This window comes from Brasilonema sennae CENA114 (assembly GCF_006968745.1).
Classification (GTDB): Bacteria; Cyanobacteriota; Cyanobacteriia; order Cyanobacteriales; family Nostocaceae; genus Brasilonema; species Brasilonema sennae.
Window position 1 is genome coordinate 1,110,618 of sequence record NZ_CP030118.1, and the last position, 18,016, is coordinate 1,128,633.

Consider the following 18,016-nt stretch of genomic DNA (forward strand, 5'->3'; position numbering starts at 1 on the left):
TGATTCAAAGCTCACAATTTGTTTTCTGCTGTATCAGGAATTGTAAAGAAGAAAGTTGTACCATGTTGCGGTTGTGACTTCACCCAGATATTTCCACCGTGGCGTTCTACAATTTTCTTACATATTGCAAGTCCAATGCCAGTACCAGGATACTTATTTCTAGTGTGTAAACGCTGAAAAATCACAAAAATACGCTCTAAGTATTGAAATTCTATACCTATTCCATTATCACACACAGCAAATTGCCATCTTTCCTCTATACGTTCAACCCCAATATGAATTTGAGGTGGCTGTTGACTACGGAATTTGATGGCATTGCTAATGAGGTTTTGAAACAACTGCGACAGTTGGGTAGCATCCACCATCACTTTGGGTAAAGTATCGTAGGTGACGACAGCGTTACTTTCTTCAAGAGCAACTTTGAGATTTGCTAGAACGCAATTGACAATACAATGACAATCCACAAGCCCAAAAGATTGAGCACGTGTGCTAACACGGGAATAGCTCAACAAGTCATTGATAAGTGTCTGCATTCGATGTGCACCGTCTACAGCGTAACCAATGAACTCATTAGCCCTAGCATCAAGATTATCCTTGTATCGTCGCTCTAAAAGTTGCAAGTAACTCCCCACCATTCGCAATGGCTCTTGCAAATCATGAGAAGCAACGTAGGCAAATTGTTCTAATTCGGCATTGGAACGAGCTAGTTCCTGACGTTGACGGGTTTCTTGTTGTAAAAGTTGTGCTTGAGATAGGGCAATGCCTATTTGGTCTGCGAGCTGTTGCAACAATTCAATTTCTACATTATTCCATTGTCGGGGGCACTCACAGTGATGAGCAATGAGTAAACCCCAGAGGTTTTCTCTTTGAAGAATTGGGACAACGAGGTTCGCTTTGACAGCAAATTGGGAAAGAAATTCTTTATGGCAAGGTTGGATGTTTGCTGTTTCAATGTTGGCTATCGCACTGATTGTCCCCCGACGATACGCTTCTTGATAATCTCGGGCAAAGCATGGATCAAGAATATTTTGTCCTAGTACAACCGGAAAACCAGGTAACACTGACTCTTGCACCACGGTTCCTGAACCATCTCCCCAGAATCTGAAGATAATAACTCTGTCTGCTTGTAGCAGTTTTTGAACTTCAATCACCGTGGTTTGTAGAATTGCCTCAATTTCTAAAGATTGACGAATTTTGAGGGTAATTTCGGCAAATAGTTGAGAACGCTTGGTTTGACGCTTGAATTCCTCTTCAGCTTGTTTACGAGCAGTGATGTCAAGTGTGACACCAATCATGCGAGTGGGATTACCCTCAGTATCATAAATTCCAGTACCTCGTGCCAATATCCAGTGAATGGTATCATCAGACCAGATACAGCGATACTCTGCCTCATAATCTTGGCGTTCCTCTAAAGCAAGTCTTACAGCTTCCTGCCTATAGGCGCGGTCTTCGGGATGAACGCGTTGCTGTAGCGTATCATAAGAAAGCTCAATTTCAGGCGGCAAACCAAAATTTGCCTTGCATTGGTTGGAGCAAGATAAGTCGCCTGTTTTCAAATCTAGCTCCCAAGAACCGAGTTTAGCAGTCTGCAATGCTAGCTTTAGATGTTGTTCGCGATCGCGTAAGGAAGCCTCAGTTCGCTTACGTTCAGTGATATCCCGTGTCACTGCTAACAAAGCAATGATGTCTTTCTCAGAATTACGCAGGGGAACGGCGTGGGTTTCCAGCCAGCGACGAGTGCCTTTAAGACCAATAATTTCAAACTCCAGTATTCCTGATTCGCCTTGAAAAACCTCCTGTGCAAGTGTTATGAAGGCTTGACAATACTCCGGGGCAATCAGGGGATAAACGCAGCTTCCCTGTACTTGATTGAGGGAATCAGCTTCAATCATCGCCAATCCAGCTGGATTCATTTCCAGTAGTGTGCCATCTTTGGCTAACAATTTGACACACTCTGGTTCTGACTCAATGATTGTACGGAGAAGATTTTCGCTGTGTGCCAGTTTTTCCTTCGTGCGTTTAAGTTCTTCAGCAAAATGGGATACCTCAGCCAAGTTACGCCTTAGCTCCAATTCACTAATCACTTGGCGAGCTAGTCCCCTAAGTGCTTCTACTTGTTTTTGGCTCAGTTTCCGTGGTACTTGGTCAATCACGCAAAGAGTGCCCACCATATCTCCCTTTGGAGTCATTAAGGGGATACCCGCATAAAACCGTACATAAGGATAAGATCTGACTACTGAATTGTTTGCTAACTTTTCATCAACCCAAGTATCAGAAACGACTACCACATCTCGTAGCTCTTGGCAAAGGTAAGATAATCCGACGCTACGAGGCATTTCTGGCACATCCAAACCTATTTTTGCTTTAAACCACTGGCGGTTTTCATCAATAAAATTGATCAGGACTATAGGAGCATCACAAATCAAGCCAGCTAACTGAGCAATATTGTCGTATGCTTCTTCAGGTTCAGTGTCAAGAATTTGATATTGGCGCAGGGCTTCAAGTCTTGCTGTTTCGTTATCAATCATGACAAGCATAAATCTTGATTAAATTTTTTGAAATTTAATGCTTTGAGCTTTCTATCACTAGACCTCTCCAAAAATGATTTTTAGTGCAAGCGCGGTAAAGGTTTTATAGCCATTTTTGGAGAGGTCTACTTAAAAAAGTAGCTTATTTCGATGAATGTGTGTTCAACTTTATTGTAAAATATACTACTTTTGATAGATGTGATATATAAAGCACATAGATTTAATCACAAAACTGCATGAATCCCTGGTAAAGAGATCTAGGTTAAACTGTAGCCAGAGCGATCGCCCGTATGTGCCTCTGCAATCTTCGATTGCAGCCCTGAACTCTGTTCAGGGGACTCACTGCGTGAGTCAGGCACAGGGCACGCCAAGGGCGATCGCTCGCAGTTTCTCAATCAATCCAAGCAAATCATCTGCATTCAAACGATAACTCAAAGGATGAGCAATTAATCTTGCCGTACTTTGATACAAAGTTTCAATTTCAACCAAACCATTTTCGCGTAAGGTTCGTCCTGTGGAAACCAAATCCACAATTGCTTCTGACATCCCTGTAATCGGACCTAGTTCCACAGAACCATACAGCGGTACAATTTCCACAGGTAAATCCAAACCGTGGAAATACTCTCGCGCACTATTGACATATTTTGAAGCAACTCGACCATGAGGTGGTAACTCCAACACGGAACGGTAAGCACTCTCTTGCTTCACCGCCACCGACATTCGACAATGACCAAACTCCAAGTCAACTAAGTGGGCTACTTGTGGCTTTTTCTCGCGCAACACGTCATATCCAACGATACCAAGTTGTGCCTGACCATATTCTACATATACTGGCACATCCTGCGCTCGCACTAGCAACCCTTTGGCTTTGCCACTAGAGTCAGAAATCTGAAGTTGGCGGTTACTTGAATCCAAAAAAGCACTAAAATCCAATCCCACATCTTGCAGAATCCGGATGCTATTTTTAAGAAGTTCCCCTTTCGGCAATGCAATAGTCAGCATAAGTAGCACTTCATCATCAGCAATCAGCAAAATAATAATATCTGATAGCTAAGTACAATAGCTTGCCATGCGAATTTTACTTGTTGATGATGAAGTTGAATTAACTGATCCTTTGAGTCGCATGTTAACTCGTGAGGGGTATAGCGTTGATGCGGCTTATGATGGGACAAGTGGTAGCCAACTTGCACAAAGCGGTAGTTATAACTTACTGATTCTAGATTGGATGCTACCAGGAAAAACAGGTTTGGAGATTTGTCAAGAATTACGACGCCAAGGCGAAACTACGCCCGTGTTGTTTCTCACTGCTAAAGATACTCTTGATGATCGAGTTGAAGGTTTGGATGCAGGTGCGGACGACTATTTGGTTAAACCTTTTGAGTTGCGCGAGTTGCTAGCACGAGTTCGGGCTTTATTGCGTCGTTCCGGTTCACAAAGCCACGGTACAACAACCCAAAAGCTTGTAGTCGCTGACTTAGAACTCGATACCGAAAACCAAGTCGCCTATCGTCAAGGCAGAATCATCGACTTATCCGAAAAAGAAAGTCAGCTCCTGCAATATTTTATGGAAAATACGGGACAGCTGCTCACTCACGCCCAGATTCTCCAATATCTCTGGAAAGATGAGCAACTACCTAGTAGCAATGTTATTGCTGCATTAATTCGCTTACTACGGCGTAAGATTGAACAAGCTGGTGAAACACAATTAATTCATACAGTCTATGCTAAAGGATATCGCTTTGGTACTTCTGCACCAGGAACTGGAGAAGAAAAGTAGAGTGCGTTATGCTTTTTGAATTTTTTCCTCACCCTCAACTACACGCTTTTCGCGAGCGTGTTTCGTAAAAAGCTGGCGCACTCTTAGGCGATAACCACCTGCTACGAATGAAACAAACACCTTCTTTCCTGTTAAGCGTTAAGCGTTAAGCGTTTTTCTTGAAAGTTATCCAACATTAGGCGTGTTTGAGTTGAGATCTTTTGAGTTGTTAGTTAAGTTTTTTCCCCTTTGCGAAAAAAAAACCAAAGTCACTCGTTTCATAATCCAATGTAGACCGACAAGTATGCCAAAGGTAATAGCAATAATCACTAGGGGCTGTTTACCAAGAATGTCCTCTACACCTTTAGTGAGTACCTCATCCGGTTGAGTGACAAAATCCCAGCTGTTAAAACGTAAGAAACGTCCCCAATAAACACCCACAGCACACAAAGCATGGGTAATTAACTCAACCCACAAGATCCATTTGCTCTTACCAATGCGATGTAAATAATAACCTAAATTAATTAAAGATATAACGTAAGCTTCAAATCCAGCTAAAATAACCAATACATACAACGGGATGAGTATCAGGGTTATGACCCATACAGACTGAATTCTACGGATATCATCTATAAGATGAATGATATCAGTCAGCAGGTAAGGTGCATTTGGTAGAAAACTATAGAAAACTATAAATCCCAACCACCAAACCCAAGATCGCCCGCGCCCATTGCGAAACAACCAAACACTCAAAGCCAAAGGTATAAAAGCTAAAAATAGGTTCCAAGTCATCCAACGCGCATTGATTTGCAGAACTTGTATGACTTTGGCTATCAATTCAGTGAGTTCCCCTTTCATAGCTACTTCCTTGAAGACGTGTAAATGATTCTGATCTCTCCGTATGGTTATAAGCTAGCTGATTGATTGTCAAAACTGCCTTTCGTAGTAAAAATGGCTACAGACTTAACGGTCAATCAAGCGGGCTAATTCACTAGTATAGCCAATGCGTAAATCAGAGCCACTTTACCATGAACAAGTTTCTCATCTGGAATGGTGCCCTTGTGCTGGCTATAGTTATAGATTTCATCTTGCTCTGGCTCAGTTCCAGAAATCATTGTCAACTGTCTAGAGAAAGAGCTATTATAACAAAAGCACCCATCCCCGTGTGTGGGGATGGGTTGAAGATGAAGTTTGAGTTTATACTAATGCATAGCCCTAATTGATTGTGTTTCCTCAATATCTGGACTACGTAAGTCCTCCACCAGTGCCTGAATTTCTGCTGGAGGAGGTGGTGTTAGACGAGACACCACGAGGGTAACAACTAAGTTTAGCAGCATACCCACAGTGCCAATTCCTTCAGGAGAAACCCCAAAGAACCAAGGTGGCATACCCCCAAACTTAACGCCTACAATGTATGCGGTAGTAAAGATTAAACCTGTCACCATACCAGCGATCGCCCCTTCTTTGTTGGTGCGTTTGTCGAAGATACCCAGGATGATAGCCGGAAAGAAGCTAGAAGCAGCTAATCCAAAGGCAAAAGCCACGACTTCACCCACGAAACCTGGTGGATTCACCCCAAAATATCCAGCACCAACGAGGGACAAACCGACCATCAAACGTCCGACAAACAGGCGTTTTTGTTCTGATGCTCCCGGATCAACGATGCGGTAGTACACATCGTGGGCTATGGAACTAGAAATCACCAGTAACAGCCCTGATGCTGTAGACAAAGCTGCTGCCAATCCACCAGCTGCTACCAAAGCGATCACCCAAGGAGCCAGTTTCGCAATTTCTGGAGTTGCAAGCACAATGATGTCTCGGTCAATCGTAATCTCGTTCGTGTCTTTTTTTGGAGTTAATTGTAGACGTCCGTCACCGTTTTTATCTTCAAAAGCTAGCAGTTTGGTGCGTTCCCACTTGTTTGCCCAGTCTAACTGCCGCACTTCCTCAACAGTATGATTGTGCAGGGAATTAATGAGGTTATAACGGGCAAACATCGAGAGGGCTGGAGCCGTAGTATACAGAATGGCGATGAATAACAGTGCCCAACCAGCAGAAAACCGAGCTGAGCGAACGTCCGGAACTGTATAAAAACGTACAATAACATGAGGCAGTCCAGCGGTTCCCACCATCAAAGCGATGGTAACGAACAGCACATCCAGCATGGGCTTGTTGACAAATGGCTGAGTGTACTGTGCAAACCCAAGATCAACTTGGATTTGATTGAGCTTGTCGGCAATGTCACTAAAGGTAAATGCAAACTGGGGAATCGGGTTGCCTGTAAGCAATACAGCAAGCGCGATCGCTGGAATGAGGTAAGCAATAATCAAGATGACGTACTGTGCTACCTGTGTCCAAGTGATGCCTTTCATGCCGCCCAGCACAGCAAAAAAGCCCACAATAACCATGCCGATGATGACACCTGTGTTGATGTCTACCTGTAGGAAGCGGCTGAAAACAATACCAACCCCCCGCATTTGTCCAGCAACATAAGTCAAGGAGACAAAAATGGCTGCCACAACTGCTACCAGACGGGCAACGTTGGAATAGTATCTGTCTCCCACGAAATCGGGTACTGTATACTTACCAAACTTGCGGAGGTAAGGAGCCAGCAACAGTGCCAGCAGAACGTAGCCTCCAGTCCAACCCATCAAATAAATGGAGCCATCATAGCCCATAAAACTAATCAGCCCCGCCATTGAAATGAACGAGGCTGCAGACATCCAATCGGCAGCAGTGGCTGCACCATTGGCAATGGAAGGAATTCCCTGATCCGCTACAAAAAAGCCTTTACTATCTTTAACTCGTGATTGCCAACCAATGTAGAGGTATACCAGGAAGGAAAGTCCAACTATTAAAATAGTCCAAATTTCAACTGACACAACTTTATCCTCACCTTCTAATATTATGCTTGCGGTCTAACTTGTCCATTTGAAAGGCGTAGATGAAAATCAACACCACAAAAATCAGAATTGAACCCTGCTGTGCCATCCAAAAGCCAAAGGGTACGCCAAAAAAACGCACAGCATTTAATGGTTGTACCAGCAAAATACTAAAAACGAGAGACACCAGCGCCCAAACTATTAAAAGGTTGCGAATTAAAGCAGTGTTCGCACGCCAATAAGAACGACTCTTTTCGCTATCCATTTTTAAGTAAATTTATGAAAAATGTAACCAAGATACTAGCAGAAGTCGGACTTAAGATCTAGAAAAGTTTAAAATTCAAAATGATTTTTTAACGATGGACTAAATATGGGGCAGATTTCCGTGTGACTCATTATCTAGAGATTGAGAAATTGAATCATATTGAGATATAAACAAGTCTTGACAGATAATTTCATCCTAAAGCAAACAGTAGCGCTTACGCGCTACTGGAAACCCACTTACCTCATTTTGATTCGCTACTACAGTACTTGTTAAGCTCAGATGCCAGAGTATCAGACTGTTTCGCAGCATTTGTGGCTGCTGTTAGTGCTGTATCGATTTCTCCTCTTGCCTTTTGAATTTTGATCCTACCCTCTGATGAGGCTTGAGCTGTCTTAGCTGAACCAAGAGCCTTACCTGCTGTAGCAATTGATTGACTAAAAGTCTCAAACACCTTAACAAAACTGCTCTGAAATTGTTGAAGCTTGGGGTCTTTTAAATTTAGCTCCTTAATTTCTTTGGTCACAGCTTCCAAATCCTTGGATAGTTGCAAGCTAGTTGTCACCTGCTGACCTTTATTTTTATCAATCAGGTCACTTCCTTTGTTAATGAGGTTAACCAGTCGCTCACATTGGGAGGCTTTGCTGTCACTGCACGCAGTCACGAACATTGCCATACTCAAGGTAATAGGAATAATAACGGTATATCTACGCAAAACAGACATTAACACCTTACCACCAATAAAACCGAAACAATAGTAACCAATGATTCAGTCGTTTTTATTGGTATTTCGACCAGTTATCAGTTATCAGTTATCAGTTGTTAGTGTTCACTGTTCACTGTTTACTGTTCACTGTTCACTGTTCACTGTTCACTGTTCACTGATTCGATTACCAACCCACGGGTAAACCAAGCTTATCCAGCGTATCAGCATCTTGCAATAACGGCTGAATATCCCTATCTATTGCAATCTGACCACCAGAAAGCACTAAGGCGCGTTGAGTCACTTTACTGAGCCAGTGTAAGTCGTGAGAGGCGATTAATATCACCTGCACGGGTAACCTTAACAAAACTTGAGCTAAGTGACGCCGCCATGCTGGATCGAGACCATTTGTAGGTTCGTCCAAAATCAAAATTGTTGGCTCTAACGCTAAAATCGCTGCTAAGGCAGCCAGACGTCTTTGTCCACCGGAAAGTTCGTGGGCAGAACGGTTGATGTAAGCTTCTAGTCCAAAATCAGCTAACAGGTGTCTTGCTTTGTCAATTGCTATTGCTGGTGGTACACCGTAATTACGTGGCCCAAAAGTCACATCTTCTAAGATGGTTGGCATAAACAGTTGATCGTTGGCATCTTGGAAGCTAAACCCGATGTTACGGCGTATTTGTGGTAGGGTTTTCGGTTCTACTAGAATATCATTGATCCAAATTTTTCCTGATAGGGGTTGTTTTAAGCCGATGAGGTTCTCTAGTAAGGTACTTTTACCAGAACCAGTCGATCCCATGAGTGCAACGCGATCGCCTGGATTCAAGGTAAAAGAAATGTCTCGTAAAACTGGTTCTTGATTTGAATAGGCATACACTAGATTCTGAACAACGACCCCTGTTTGTAACATTCTATTTTGTGGATGATGAATTTCTCTGAATTTCTAGGCTAAGATTATTTGATGCGTAGGGCGTTGTTCATCCTACTGAGGACTAAAATCCAAAATTGGTATAGGAAGCCACAGTCAAACAAAGAGCAATGGCACACATCATCGCCACTGCAAAACGCTCTTTTGGTCTTAATGTCCCATCTGTTGGTAGCTGTCCGTTGTAACCACGAACTTCCATTGCTGCGTAGACTCTTTCTGCTCGTTCCAAACTGCGGAGATACAATGTTCCGATCATAGCTGCACTGGCGTAGCGCAACCACCCAGCAGGACCGTTCAAACCGCGTAATTGAGCACTACGCTGCATTCGCGTCACTTCTCCAACCAAAATTTCTATGTATTGCCCAGCTAACAATAAGTTTTCTTTTAATACTCTCGGTAGGGGTAAGCTTTTGAGGGCGATGCCAAAACTGTGAGGTGGCAAAGTTAACAAAAAGCTGTTCATCGTTATGAGACAAATTAGGGAACGAACCAGCAAAAAACTAGCTCGCTCCCATCCTAAGGGTAACGCTAGTAACGAGAGAAAAATCAGTTCTGCACCGAGTAAGCCTGTGAGTTTACGAATGGGTACACGTAGTAGACAAGCCCATAACAGTGCGATCGCCCCATACGCACCCAGCCAGTACCAAGCATTGGGCTTAAGAAAAGCACACCCCACGACAATGACTAACGATAGCTGCAAGCGTAACGGTAAAGAAATTCTAAGCATTATTCGGTCTAACCAATTTTGCAATACCAAAGGCTACCCCAAAACAAACAATAGACCCGATAATTCCAGCAATACTCGTTCCTATACCTTCATTACCATTAACAGTGTAGTCAGCAAATGGCGTGGGGATTGACACTCGTACATTTTCGCCTAACTTAATGAAACCCAAATTTTCAGCAACTTTTTCTAAACCATCTGGCCATGCGGAGGCTAGCAGTGAAAGCACACCTGCTATCAAAAGAATACTAACAACAGGTACCACCCACCCTTTAAATTCCTGCTGGTTTCCAGGCAAAAGGTCTGGTCGTGCTGTCATCAAGTAAGTTAACACACCTCCAGTAATCAATCCTTCACCAATGCCAATGAGGATATGTACCCCAGTCATCGCTGGTAAAACTATATTGACTGGTGCAGTTCCAGAAAGGGCTAACTCTATAGCACAAGCGATCGCAGCAACCACGACACTAATGCCAGCTGCAATACCAGCAGCTAAAGGTAAACGCCCTTTATATCCTCCAAACAACCGCTGTAAAGTTTGGGTTAAACTCCAGCCAACCCAAACTCCAATCACACCCATGTTAAAGATATTTGCTCCCAAGGCTGTGATCCCACCATCAGCAAATAGAACAGCTTGAATAATTAAAACCGTAGCAATGCACAACATACCAGCCCAAGGGCTACCCAAAATAATAGCCGCCAAGGTGCCTCCCAATAAGTGACCACTTGTGCCACCTGCGACAGGAAAATTAATCATCTGCGCGGCAAAAATAAACGCGGTGGTTAAACCAAGAACAGGTGCGCGACGGATACCAAAAGCGTCTTGGGATCGCCCCATACCTATTCCTAGCCCCACCACACTTACTAACCCAGTAGCTGCGGCTACTGGGAGAGATACAAACCCATCAGGAATATGCATAATGTGCCCCTACATTTTGTGTCATAAATAACACAAAGTAATTTCTAGAACTACGGCATAGTATTAATAACAAAACCAAATTTTACCCCTTCTTTGCAATGCCCTCTTGGGGGATTTGAGAGTGTTACTTACGGATTATAGACAATAACATTTATATTTTTACTTGACTTATTTTTAGATTCGTAATTTTTTAAGAGTTTTATTTGGAAGTTTAAAAGAAAAAAAGAATAGACTTCTGGCAAAATTTCTATTTTTCATTTTCATGACTCTTGACTTTTGCAAAAGGCTTAATAATTCTTAAAAACAAGATTAAAAATAACGAAATAAATTCAAGATCCGTTGTCGCAATCGTTCCAAAACAGGTCCTTCTTCGGCAACTCCATCTGCAAATAACATTTCATATATCAATGGCACTCCTAACTGTAACTCTTCTAAAATTTCGCGTTGAGTAAACACATCTTGCGGTTTACCTTCCAAAATGAGTCTTCCTTTATCCATAACTAATATCCAATCAGCCCAGCGATAAACTAAATCAAGATCATGGGTTGCCATCAAGATTGTTGTTCCAGATGCGTGAATTTTTCTCAAGGTTGCCATCAAGTTACGCGTGTGTAATCTATCCAGATAAGCGGTGGGTTCATCTAGCAATAAGAGTTCTGGTCGTAGCACCATCACATCTGCTATTGAAACTCGTTTTTTTTGTCCTAAACTGAGATGATGTACTGGTCTTTGAGCAAGTTCAGTTAATCCAAATTCTACTAAAGCTTGCTCGACTCGCTGTTGAATTTCTGCTTCTGGTAACTGCAAATTACACAACCCATAAGAAATATCTTCTTCAACAGTAGAGGCTACCAGTTGTTGTTCTGGATCTTGAAAAATTAACCCGACTTTTTGGCGTAAAGTCGTCAGGTAGTCACGATTATATTGCAATCGTTTACCTTGCCATGAGATAGTTCCTTTGTCAGGCTTGTATAGACCATTAGCTAACAAAAATAATGTGCTTTTACCACATCCGTTTTGACCAATTAATGCACATCTTTTACGAGCAGGAATTCGTACACTCAGACCATTCAGAGCCGACTGTTGTGCACCTGGGTAAGTATAATGTACCTGCTCAAATTCGAGTAACCATTCCTGCATGCTGCAAAAATTCCAATGCTATTAAGACTACGCACCCAACAATTGCTTCTATAGCATAGCGCTTGGATTTTTGATAGCGATGGGGATGCCAAACCCGCAGTTCTCCATTAAAACCCCGTGCTGCTAAACTTAAGGAGACTTGACGATAATTTTCTATAGTTCGCTTAAGTAATTGTCCAATTAACAGTGCTAAACTTTTCATTCCAATGCGAAAAGTACGATAGCCACCACGAGATTGTTGAGCAGTCCATAACTCAGCAGTGGTATTGAGAAGGACAAAAATAAAGCGATACATCAGCAATAAAAGCTCAGTTATCAGTACTGGAACTCCTATACGACGTAGTGTTTGCAAAAGTTCGGAAAAGGGGATAGTTAGCATCACAAAGTATAGGCAGGATAAAGAAGCAATAGCTCGCGTTAAAATAGTCAATCCCTGCTCAATACCTTGGTGACTGATATATATATAATAAGAGCCAAAAGTCAAGCCACCGAGTGAATCCTTTGGCACTAAATGTATGTGATAAAGGTCTACTCCATTGATAACTAAAGCTGGTAAACTAGTTAACCAGAAGAGAGTCGCAACATAAACTAATTTTAGATAAGTTTTAGCAGGAATCCCTGCATACATCACTGTCCAAAAACTTATCCAAACTGCAATCAAGACTTGAATGAAAGGATGAGCAAAGGCAGTGATAAGTAGCAGGACAGTGGCAAATACCAATTTTTGTTCTGGTGGTAACCAACGTAAGCGATTTGTGTAAGCTAAGGTATCAATCTGAATTCTCATTTGGTTTTTTGCTTTGTTCAGAACGCCCCTTGTATAACCCAATTACATAGCCAATCACACCAGCACCTATTGCTGCTTGCACGCTAAACATGAGGCTTTCAACTTCCCCACTGGGCAACTCAATTAATGATTTCAACCAAGGTTTATATTCGGGCTGTATCTCTTTAATAGCCGATTCGGCTTGGTCATCAGAACCACTAAATTCTGCACCTTTAATAAAGACTACTGGTGCTGCTGCTAATACCACTACTGCTAACACCAATAGCCAGTTATTCCATTTTTTATTTTGCTTTGTCATGAGTCACTTGTTATTTATTATTTGTTAATCGTTATTTTTAAAAAATGATGACTAACCACTCTCTACTTTCTATTCGGTCTTTGGTTTCATGAGGTTTAACATTTCTAGTTCTTGATGTCCATAGTTAGAAAGCCAATTCCAAACCAAGACTGTTAACAATCCTTCACTAATTGCCAAGGGTACTTGTGTGACGGCAAAAATTCCTGCAAATTTTATAAATGATGCCATGAAACCACCCGTAGCTGCGGGGAAAGCAAGAGCCAGTTGCACAGAAGTGACAATATAAGTTGTCAAATCTGCAACAGCAGATGCTATAAATATCGCTAATCTTTGTTTACCACTTTGCATAACCAAGCGGTAGAGCCAGAAGGCAACAAATGGTCCGACAATTGCCATTGAAAAAGCATTAGCTCCCAGTGTTGTCAACCCGCCATGTGCTAACAATAGTGCTTGAAATAGCAATACCAAACTACCAAGTACCGACATGGCTAAAGGTCCAAATAGCACTGCTCCTAATCCTGTGCCTGTTGGATGGGAACAACTTCCTGTTACTGAAGGCATTTTCAATGCTGACAGCACAAAAGTAAACGCTCCTGCCAATGCTAAAAGTAGTTTGAGTTCAGGAGTGGCTTTGGTGATGCGAGTCAGCGATCGCAATCCCAAAATAAAAAACGGTAATGCCACAACCCACCAAAAAATTGCCCAGCCTGGTGGTAAAAAACCTTCCATAATGTGCATCGCGTAGGCTGGTTTAGGTAAGCACACAATCAAATAAAAACTTACCACTGCCATCAAGATGAGACTGACTAACCTTACTCTGCCTTTTGACTTGGGAATAGTTTTCAACATGCTCAGTACCTGCAGATGCTAAAGCTTTTAGTATAAATCGCTGAACGTCTTGACTCAAGAAATATTTTTGTCAGCAAAGGTTCCCGCTTTTTTAGTCGAGTTTGGGGAAGTGTTGGATAGCAAAAAGGTCTTGGCTACCGCCTTGTTTTCAGCTATTAGGAAATATGTATTATACACCCCATAATTACTTAATATCTTTATATACAATTAAATTCCTGTGACTACCGTATGCAATTTTTTTGAGAAATAACCTCATTTCTATTGAGAATATTATTTTTCATACTTGAGAAAGATTAATAATGAAGTATTGATTGTTTTACCATTTTCTGAGAAAATAATTGAAAAAGATTAGCAATTTTCTCGCATTTTGCCGCTAGCCGTTTACAAAATCATGCCTAACAATTCTGTTTTAGAGCAAGAAAAACTATTGAGTCGTCGTAATCTGTTGATGCTGGGCTTAGCAGGTACTGGTGTGGCTGGTGCGGCTTTATGGCAAATACTGAATTCCCGATCTCTATCACGGGTAAAAGTGCCGCCTATGGAGACACAGACAACTTCTGATTTAGCTACCCCCTCGAAGATGGTACGAGAATTTGATTATGGTACGCTGAAGCGAGAAAATGGACGTGTCGTTCGAGAATTTCGATTAACTGCTGGTACTTCCCCGATTCAGCTCAATAGTGCTGTTTCTTTCAACATTTGGGATTTAAATGGTCGCATACCAGGACCAACGCTTAGGGCAAAACAGGGCGATCGCGTGCGGGTGTTGTTCTTCAACCAGGCAGGACATTCCCACTCTCTACATTTTCATGGCGTTCACCCCTCAGAGATGGATGGCGTTCGTCCAGTTCGCCACGGTACAGCAGTTATCTATGAATTTGATGCAGAACCCTATGGCGTTCATTTGTACCACTGTCACATCGAACCAGTGACTCGTCATGTTGCCAAGGGGTTATACGGAATGTTTATCGTCGATCCGCCGAGTCCACGTCCCCCAGCAGATGAGATAGTCCTGATTATGGCTGGGTATGATGTGAACGATGATAACCGTAATGAATATTACGCCTTTAATGGTCTGCCTAACTACTATAAGGATAATCCTATTCGGATTTACCAAAATCAGTTGATTCGACTGTACGTGCTTAACATCATTGAATTCGATCCAGCAGTAACGTTTCACCTACACGCCAACTTTTTTAAGGTCTTTCCTACGGGAATGACTTTAAAACCGTCTCATGAAAGTGATGTGATCACAATGGGGACAGCCGAACGCCACATCTTGGAATTTTCCTTTCGCTATCCAGGTATGTATATGTTTCATCCACATCAGGATGCGATCGCAGCAGAGGGTTGTATGGGTATGTTTGACGTTATCAGCGACAGTGATAAAAAAATGACAGCCTAAAGTCGCGAAGCTGTTTCACCATCCAATGATCATTGATCATTATTTTTTGCTGCGATCATCGCAGCAAGTGGTTGTATGGGTATGTTTGACGTTATCAGCCAGAGTGATAAAAAAATAACATCCTAAAGTCGCGAAGCTGTTTCACCATCCAATGATCATTGATCATTATTTTTTGCTGCGATCATCGCAGCAAGTGGTTGTATGGGTATGTTTGACGTTATCAGCCAGAGTGATAAAAAAATAACATCCTAAAGTCGCGAAGCTGTTTCACCATCCAATGATCATTGATCATTATTTTTTGCTGCGATCATCGCAGCAAGTGGTTGTATGGGTATGTTTGACGTTATCAGCCAGAGTGATAAAAAAATAACATCCTAAAGTCGCGAAGCTGTTTCACCATCCAATGATCATTGATCATTATTTTTTGCTGCGATCATCGCAGCAAGTGGTTGTATGGGTATGTTTGACGTTATCAGCCAGAGTGATAAAAAAATAACATCCTAAAGTCGCGAAGCTGTTTCACCATCCAATGATCATTGATCATTATTTTTTGCTGCGATCATCGCAGCAAGTGGTTGTATGGGTATGTTTGACGTTATCAGCCAGAGTGATAAAAAAATAACATCCTAAAGTCGCGAAGCTGTTTCACCATCCAATGATCATTGATCATTATTTTTTGCTGCGATCATCGCAGCAAGTGGTTGTATGGGTATGTTTGACGTTATCAGCCAGAGTGATAAAAAAATAACATCCTAAAGTCGCGATGCTGTTTCACCATCCAATGATCATTGATCATTATTTTTTATAGAAGAGAATTTTTGCCGTACTATGTGGTAAAACTTGTTTTAGTATGGCGACAAACATCTGAAGAACAAAAAAAATTCATACCCAAAATTTGCCAGGGAAGCACAAAAGTAGGGGTATGAATGGCTTTGTGCATCTTTTACAAAGAGAAAAGCCGACTTACAATCATTGCTACTTATGCATTACCAAAAAAAATCCTGACTTGATTCTTGCTGTGCAATGACGAGGTCATGACACAATCAATGAATCATATAATTCATGGTGCAAAATGTAACATTAACTGACTTTTTTGCGATGAACATACGTCTCACAGATTTACTAAATTTACCTGGTGTAGCAGTAGAATCTTGTCATTTTTCTCAAGATTCAGTATCTTTTCAATTAAGGGTTTTAACCAAAGGTACATACTGCCCACATTGTCGTAATTACACAGAAGAATTACATCAAACTAGACCAATTTTAGTTAGAGATGTACCAGTAGAGAGTAAAGAAGTTTACCTCAAGTTACCACGTCGTCAATTTTATTGTAGAGTGTGTCAGCGATACATCACTGAGCGATTGCAGTTTATCGATTGGCGAAGGAGGTACACACAAAGGTACGAGGAAAAGATTTATTCCCAAGTAAATCGTTGTAATATTGAGCAAATTAGCCAACAGCAACACCTTCGTATTGAGCAAGTCAAGAACATTTTTAACCACATTAGTCAAAAGCGAAACAAACAGCATCTTGAATTCAGTCAAAAGAGCTATTGCTATGAAAGGTAGGGACAAAATAACCAAAAATTATCACCATTCAGTCAAAGAATAAGAGCATTATTTTTGTTGACTGTAGATTTTTTCGCTAAAAGTATGTATGCTGAAAGAAGTGTCTTAAATGTAAGCTAAAAGCATACACTTAAGAAAAGTTTCCCTAGATCATCCGGGCATCCTATTAATGACATTGCGGGAGATAACTTCCTAATTTACAGTTTTCCCCCCATCCAAATAGTTGTTTGTTAAACACTAACTGAGGATTTTGATAGTGCTAGATTCATGTGTTGATTCAATTTTTAGAGAGTTCCCTCAACAGCCGGATATTCTCAACGTTACAGTCTCTGGACTGAGTATTTTATCTGCTGGCATCTTTCTATTTTTGATATTATTTAACTTACAGGCTTCTAGTCCTTGACGTTGATGATGGAAACAATTCGCGGAAATAACTAGGCAGTTAGAAATCTGCAACGCCGCTAATTTTATAAGCATTATAGTCTACCCTGCATCCAAGGGCTTTGCCCTAGAGCATACCTGCCGAATTGTACTAGTACAGGTTGGCGCAAGTGAGCTTACCATTACAAGTAGGGAAAACATCCGAGTTTGCAGTCTTTAAAAAAGGTAGGCGTATTTGCGCCGCGCGGTACTAGGACTTAGCATATATGCGTTACCGTGCAGAATGGTTGCTGCTACTGTTAATAGCATGTCAGATTAAATAACCGTCCGCAGCCACTAAAGGGAGGCAATCCTAAAGACGCTAGCAAATTGCGTTGTTTCACGGAACTTGCCCAAAAGCAAGCGCGAAACGTTTGCATATCTTTTGTGTACTCTTAAGAAACACGCTTAACGCTTAACGCTTAACACGTGAGACCAGCCGCCGTCTTGGTGAGTCCACTTGCCGTCTTGGTGAACCAGCACTGCGGGAGGGTTTCCCTCCGCAGGTGACTGGTGAACCCCGTAGGGGCGGTTCCCGTCACGAACGCGAGTGCGTCTGGTGTAGGAGTTTGGCAAAGTGGCGAACCCGTTAGCGTCCCTTGCGCGTGTCCCCTTGGGACTCAGCGTGCCCGCAGGGCATAGGGGCGGTCTCCGTCACGAAGGCGAGTGCGTCTGGTGCAGGAGTTTGGGGAACTGGTGAGACAGCGCGAATGACGGCTCTCCCGACCTAGGCGACTGCGTAAGCGCAAGCGCACGCGGCTTGGGCGTAAGCGCAAGCGCACGAATCGAGCGTTCGCGCAGCGTCTCCTACGGAGATACGCGTAAGCGTGTCCCTTTGGGACTTAC

The 18,016-nt window shown here is 42.2% G+C and carries 17 protein-coding genes; 3 read left to right on the forward strand and 14 right to left on the reverse strand.

The features are described from left to right. Positions 1-11: 11 nt before the first annotated feature. Together DP114_RS04700 and hisG are read right to left on the reverse strand one after the other, a co-directional pair. Positions 12-2,537, reverse strand: coding sequence for a GAF domain-containing protein (locus DP114_RS04700; protein WP_169263602.1), 2,526 nt, complete (start codon positions 2,535-2,537; stop codon positions 12-14). Between the two features lie 342 nt (positions 2,538-2,879). Continuing rightward, positions 2,880-3,530 carry an ATP phosphoribosyltransferase gene (gene hisG, locus DP114_RS04705; protein ID WP_169263601.1) on the reverse strand — a complete coding sequence of 217 codons (651 nt, stop codon included), beginning with the start codon at positions 3,528-3,530 and terminating at the stop codon, positions 2,880-2,882. Positions 3,531-3,597: 67 nt separating this feature from the next. Here hisG and rppA point away from each other — a divergent pair, with 67 nt between their 5' ends. Beyond that, positions 3,598-4,305 carry a two-component system response regulator RppA gene (rppA, locus tag DP114_RS04710; RefSeq protein ID WP_169263600.1) on the forward strand — a complete coding sequence of 236 codons (708 nt, stop codon included), beginning with the start codon at positions 3,598-3,600 and terminating at the stop codon, positions 4,303-4,305. Between the two features lie 165 nt (positions 4,306-4,470). On the opposite strand, the gene DP114_RS04715 is transcribed toward rppA, so the two are convergent. The 11 genes from DP114_RS04715 to DP114_RS04765 all read right to left on the reverse strand — a co-directional run bounded on the left by DP114_RS04715 (position 4,471) and on the right by DP114_RS04765 (position 13,776). Then, a complete protein-coding gene (locus DP114_RS04715) occupies positions 4,471-5,142 on the reverse strand; it encodes a DUF1361 domain-containing protein (RefSeq protein ID WP_171975569.1) in 672 nt (223 codons plus the stop codon). Between the two features lie 344 nt (positions 5,143-5,486). Beyond that, the gene (locus tag DP114_RS04720) at positions 5,487-7,166 is read right to left on the reverse strand and encodes a sodium:solute symporter family protein (RefSeq protein ID WP_169263598.1); all 1,680 of its coding nucleotides are present in this window, start codon (positions 7,164-7,166) and stop codon (positions 5,487-5,489) included. A gap of 10 nt (positions 7,167-7,176) precedes the next feature. Continuing rightward, complete coding sequence (locus DP114_RS04725; protein ID WP_169263597.1) at positions 7,177-7,431, reverse strand: DUF4212 domain-containing protein; 255 nt, start codon at positions 7,429-7,431, stop codon at positions 7,177-7,179. Between the two features lie 241 nt (positions 7,432-7,672). Continuing rightward, on the reverse strand, positions 7,673-8,152 hold the full coding sequence (locus tag DP114_RS04730) for a hypothetical protein (protein WP_169263596.1): 480 nt from the start codon (positions 8,150-8,152) through the stop codon (positions 7,673-7,675). 166 nt (positions 8,153-8,318) lie between these two features. Beyond that, the gene (locus tag DP114_RS04735; protein ID WP_171975570.1) at positions 8,319-9,041 is read right to left on the reverse strand and encodes an energy-coupling factor ABC transporter ATP-binding protein; all 723 of its coding nucleotides are present in this window, start codon (positions 9,039-9,041) and stop codon (positions 8,319-8,321) included. An 82-nt stretch (positions 9,042-9,123) separates the two neighbouring features. After that, positions 9,124-9,786, reverse strand: a complete 663-nt coding sequence (locus DP114_RS04740; protein ID WP_169263594.1) for an energy-coupling factor transporter transmembrane component T family protein — start codon at positions 9,784-9,786, stop codon at positions 9,124-9,126. Then, positions 9,779-10,702, reverse strand: coding sequence for an energy-coupling factor ABC transporter permease (locus DP114_RS04745; RefSeq protein WP_171975571.1), 924 nt, complete (start codon positions 10,700-10,702; stop codon positions 9,779-9,781). Before DP114_RS04745 ends, DP114_RS04740 begins: the two co-directional genes overlap by 8 nt. A 309-nt stretch (positions 10,703-11,011) precedes the next feature. Then, complete coding sequence (locus tag DP114_RS04750) at positions 11,012-11,842, reverse strand: energy-coupling factor ABC transporter ATP-binding protein (RefSeq protein WP_169263592.1); 831 nt, start codon at positions 11,840-11,842, stop codon at positions 11,012-11,014. Next, positions 11,817-12,629: a cobalt ECF transporter T component CbiQ gene (cbiQ, locus tag DP114_RS04755; protein ID WP_171975572.1), complete on the reverse strand. Its 813-nt coding sequence runs from the start codon at positions 12,627-12,629 to the stop codon at positions 11,817-11,819. Before cbiQ ends, DP114_RS04750 begins: the two co-directional genes overlap by 26 nt. Next, entirely contained in the window at positions 12,613-12,927 is a 315-nt protein-coding gene (locus DP114_RS04760) for an energy-coupling factor ABC transporter substrate-binding protein (protein ID WP_171975573.1), read from the reverse strand. The genes cbiQ and DP114_RS04760 overlap by 17 nt, the downstream gene beginning before the upstream one ends. 69 nt (positions 12,928-12,996) lie before the next feature. Next, positions 12,997-13,776, reverse strand: a complete 780-nt coding sequence (locus DP114_RS04765) for an energy-coupling factor ABC transporter permease (RefSeq protein WP_169263589.1) — start codon at positions 13,774-13,776, stop codon at positions 12,997-12,999. Between the two features lie 391 nt (positions 13,777-14,167). Here DP114_RS04765 and DP114_RS04770 point away from each other — a divergent pair, with 391 nt between their 5' ends. Both DP114_RS04770 and DP114_RS04775 read left to right on the forward strand, forming a co-directional pair. Beyond that, complete coding sequence (locus tag DP114_RS04770; RefSeq protein ID WP_171975574.1) at positions 14,168-15,181, forward strand: multicopper oxidase domain-containing protein; 1,014 nt, start codon at positions 14,168-14,170, stop codon at positions 15,179-15,181. A 1,062-nt stretch (positions 15,182-16,243) separates the two neighbouring features. Continuing rightward, entirely contained in the window at positions 16,244-16,750 is a 507-nt protein-coding gene (locus DP114_RS04775) for a transposase family protein (RefSeq protein ID WP_246163054.1), read from the forward strand. A gap of 828 nt (positions 16,751-17,578) precedes the next feature. Here DP114_RS04775 and DP114_RS04780 read toward each other — a convergent pair. Beyond that, complete coding sequence (locus DP114_RS04780) at positions 17,579-17,746, reverse strand: NUDIX hydrolase (protein ID WP_171975575.1); 168 nt, start codon at positions 17,744-17,746, stop codon at positions 17,579-17,581. Between the last annotated feature and the right edge of the window lie 270 nt (positions 17,747-18,016).

Coding starts and splice junctions, on each gene's coding strand:
- DP114_RS04700 (WP_169263602.1), bottom strand. CDS start 2,537: ATGCTTGTCATGATTGATAACGAAACAGCAAGACTTGAAGCCCTGCGC.
- hisG (WP_169263601.1), bottom strand. CDS start 3,530: ATGCTGACTATTGCATTGCCGAAAGGGGAACTTCTTAAAAATAGCATC.
- rppA (WP_169263600.1), top strand. CDS start 3,598: ATGCGAATTTTACTTGTTGATGATGAAGTTGAATTAACTGATCCTTTG.
- DP114_RS04715 (WP_171975569.1), bottom strand. CDS start 5,142: ATGAAAGGGGAACTCACTGAATTGATAGCCAAAGTCATACAAGTTCTG.
- DP114_RS04725 (WP_169263597.1), bottom strand. CDS start 7,431: ATGGATAGCGAAAAGAGTCGTTCTTATTGGCGTGCGAACACTGCTTTA.
- DP114_RS04730 (WP_169263596.1), bottom strand. CDS start 8,152: ATGTCTGTTTTGCGTAGATATACCGTTATTATTCCTATTACCTTGAGT.
- DP114_RS04735 (WP_171975570.1), bottom strand. CDS start 9,041: ATGTTACAAACAGGGGTCGTTGTTCAGAATCTAGTGTATGCCTATTCA.
- DP114_RS04740 (WP_169263594.1), bottom strand. CDS start 9,786: ATGCTTAGAATTTCTTTACCGTTACGCTTGCAGCTATCGTTAGTCATT.
- DP114_RS04745 (WP_171975571.1), bottom strand. CDS start 10,702: ATGCATATTCCTGATGGGTTTGTATCTCTCCCAGTAGCCGCAGCTACT.
- DP114_RS04750 (WP_169263592.1), bottom strand. CDS start 11,842: ATGCAGGAATGGTTACTCGAATTTGAGCAGGTACATTATACTTACCCA.
- cbiQ (WP_171975572.1), bottom strand. CDS start 12,629: ATGAGAATTCAGATTGATACCTTAGCTTACACAAATCGCTTACGTTGG.
- DP114_RS04760 (WP_171975573.1), bottom strand. CDS start 12,927: ATGACAAAGCAAAATAAAAAATGGAATAACTGGCTATTGGTGTTAGCA.
- DP114_RS04765 (WP_169263589.1), bottom strand. CDS start 13,776: ATGTTGAAAACTATTCCCAAGTCAAAAGGCAGAGTAAGGTTAGTCAGT.
- DP114_RS04770 (WP_171975574.1), top strand. CDS start 14,168: ATGCCTAACAATTCTGTTTTAGAGCAAGAAAAACTATTGAGTCGTCGT.
- DP114_RS04775 (WP_246163054.1), top strand. CDS start 16,244: ATGGTGCAAAATGTAACATTAACTGACTTTTTTGCGATGAACATACGT.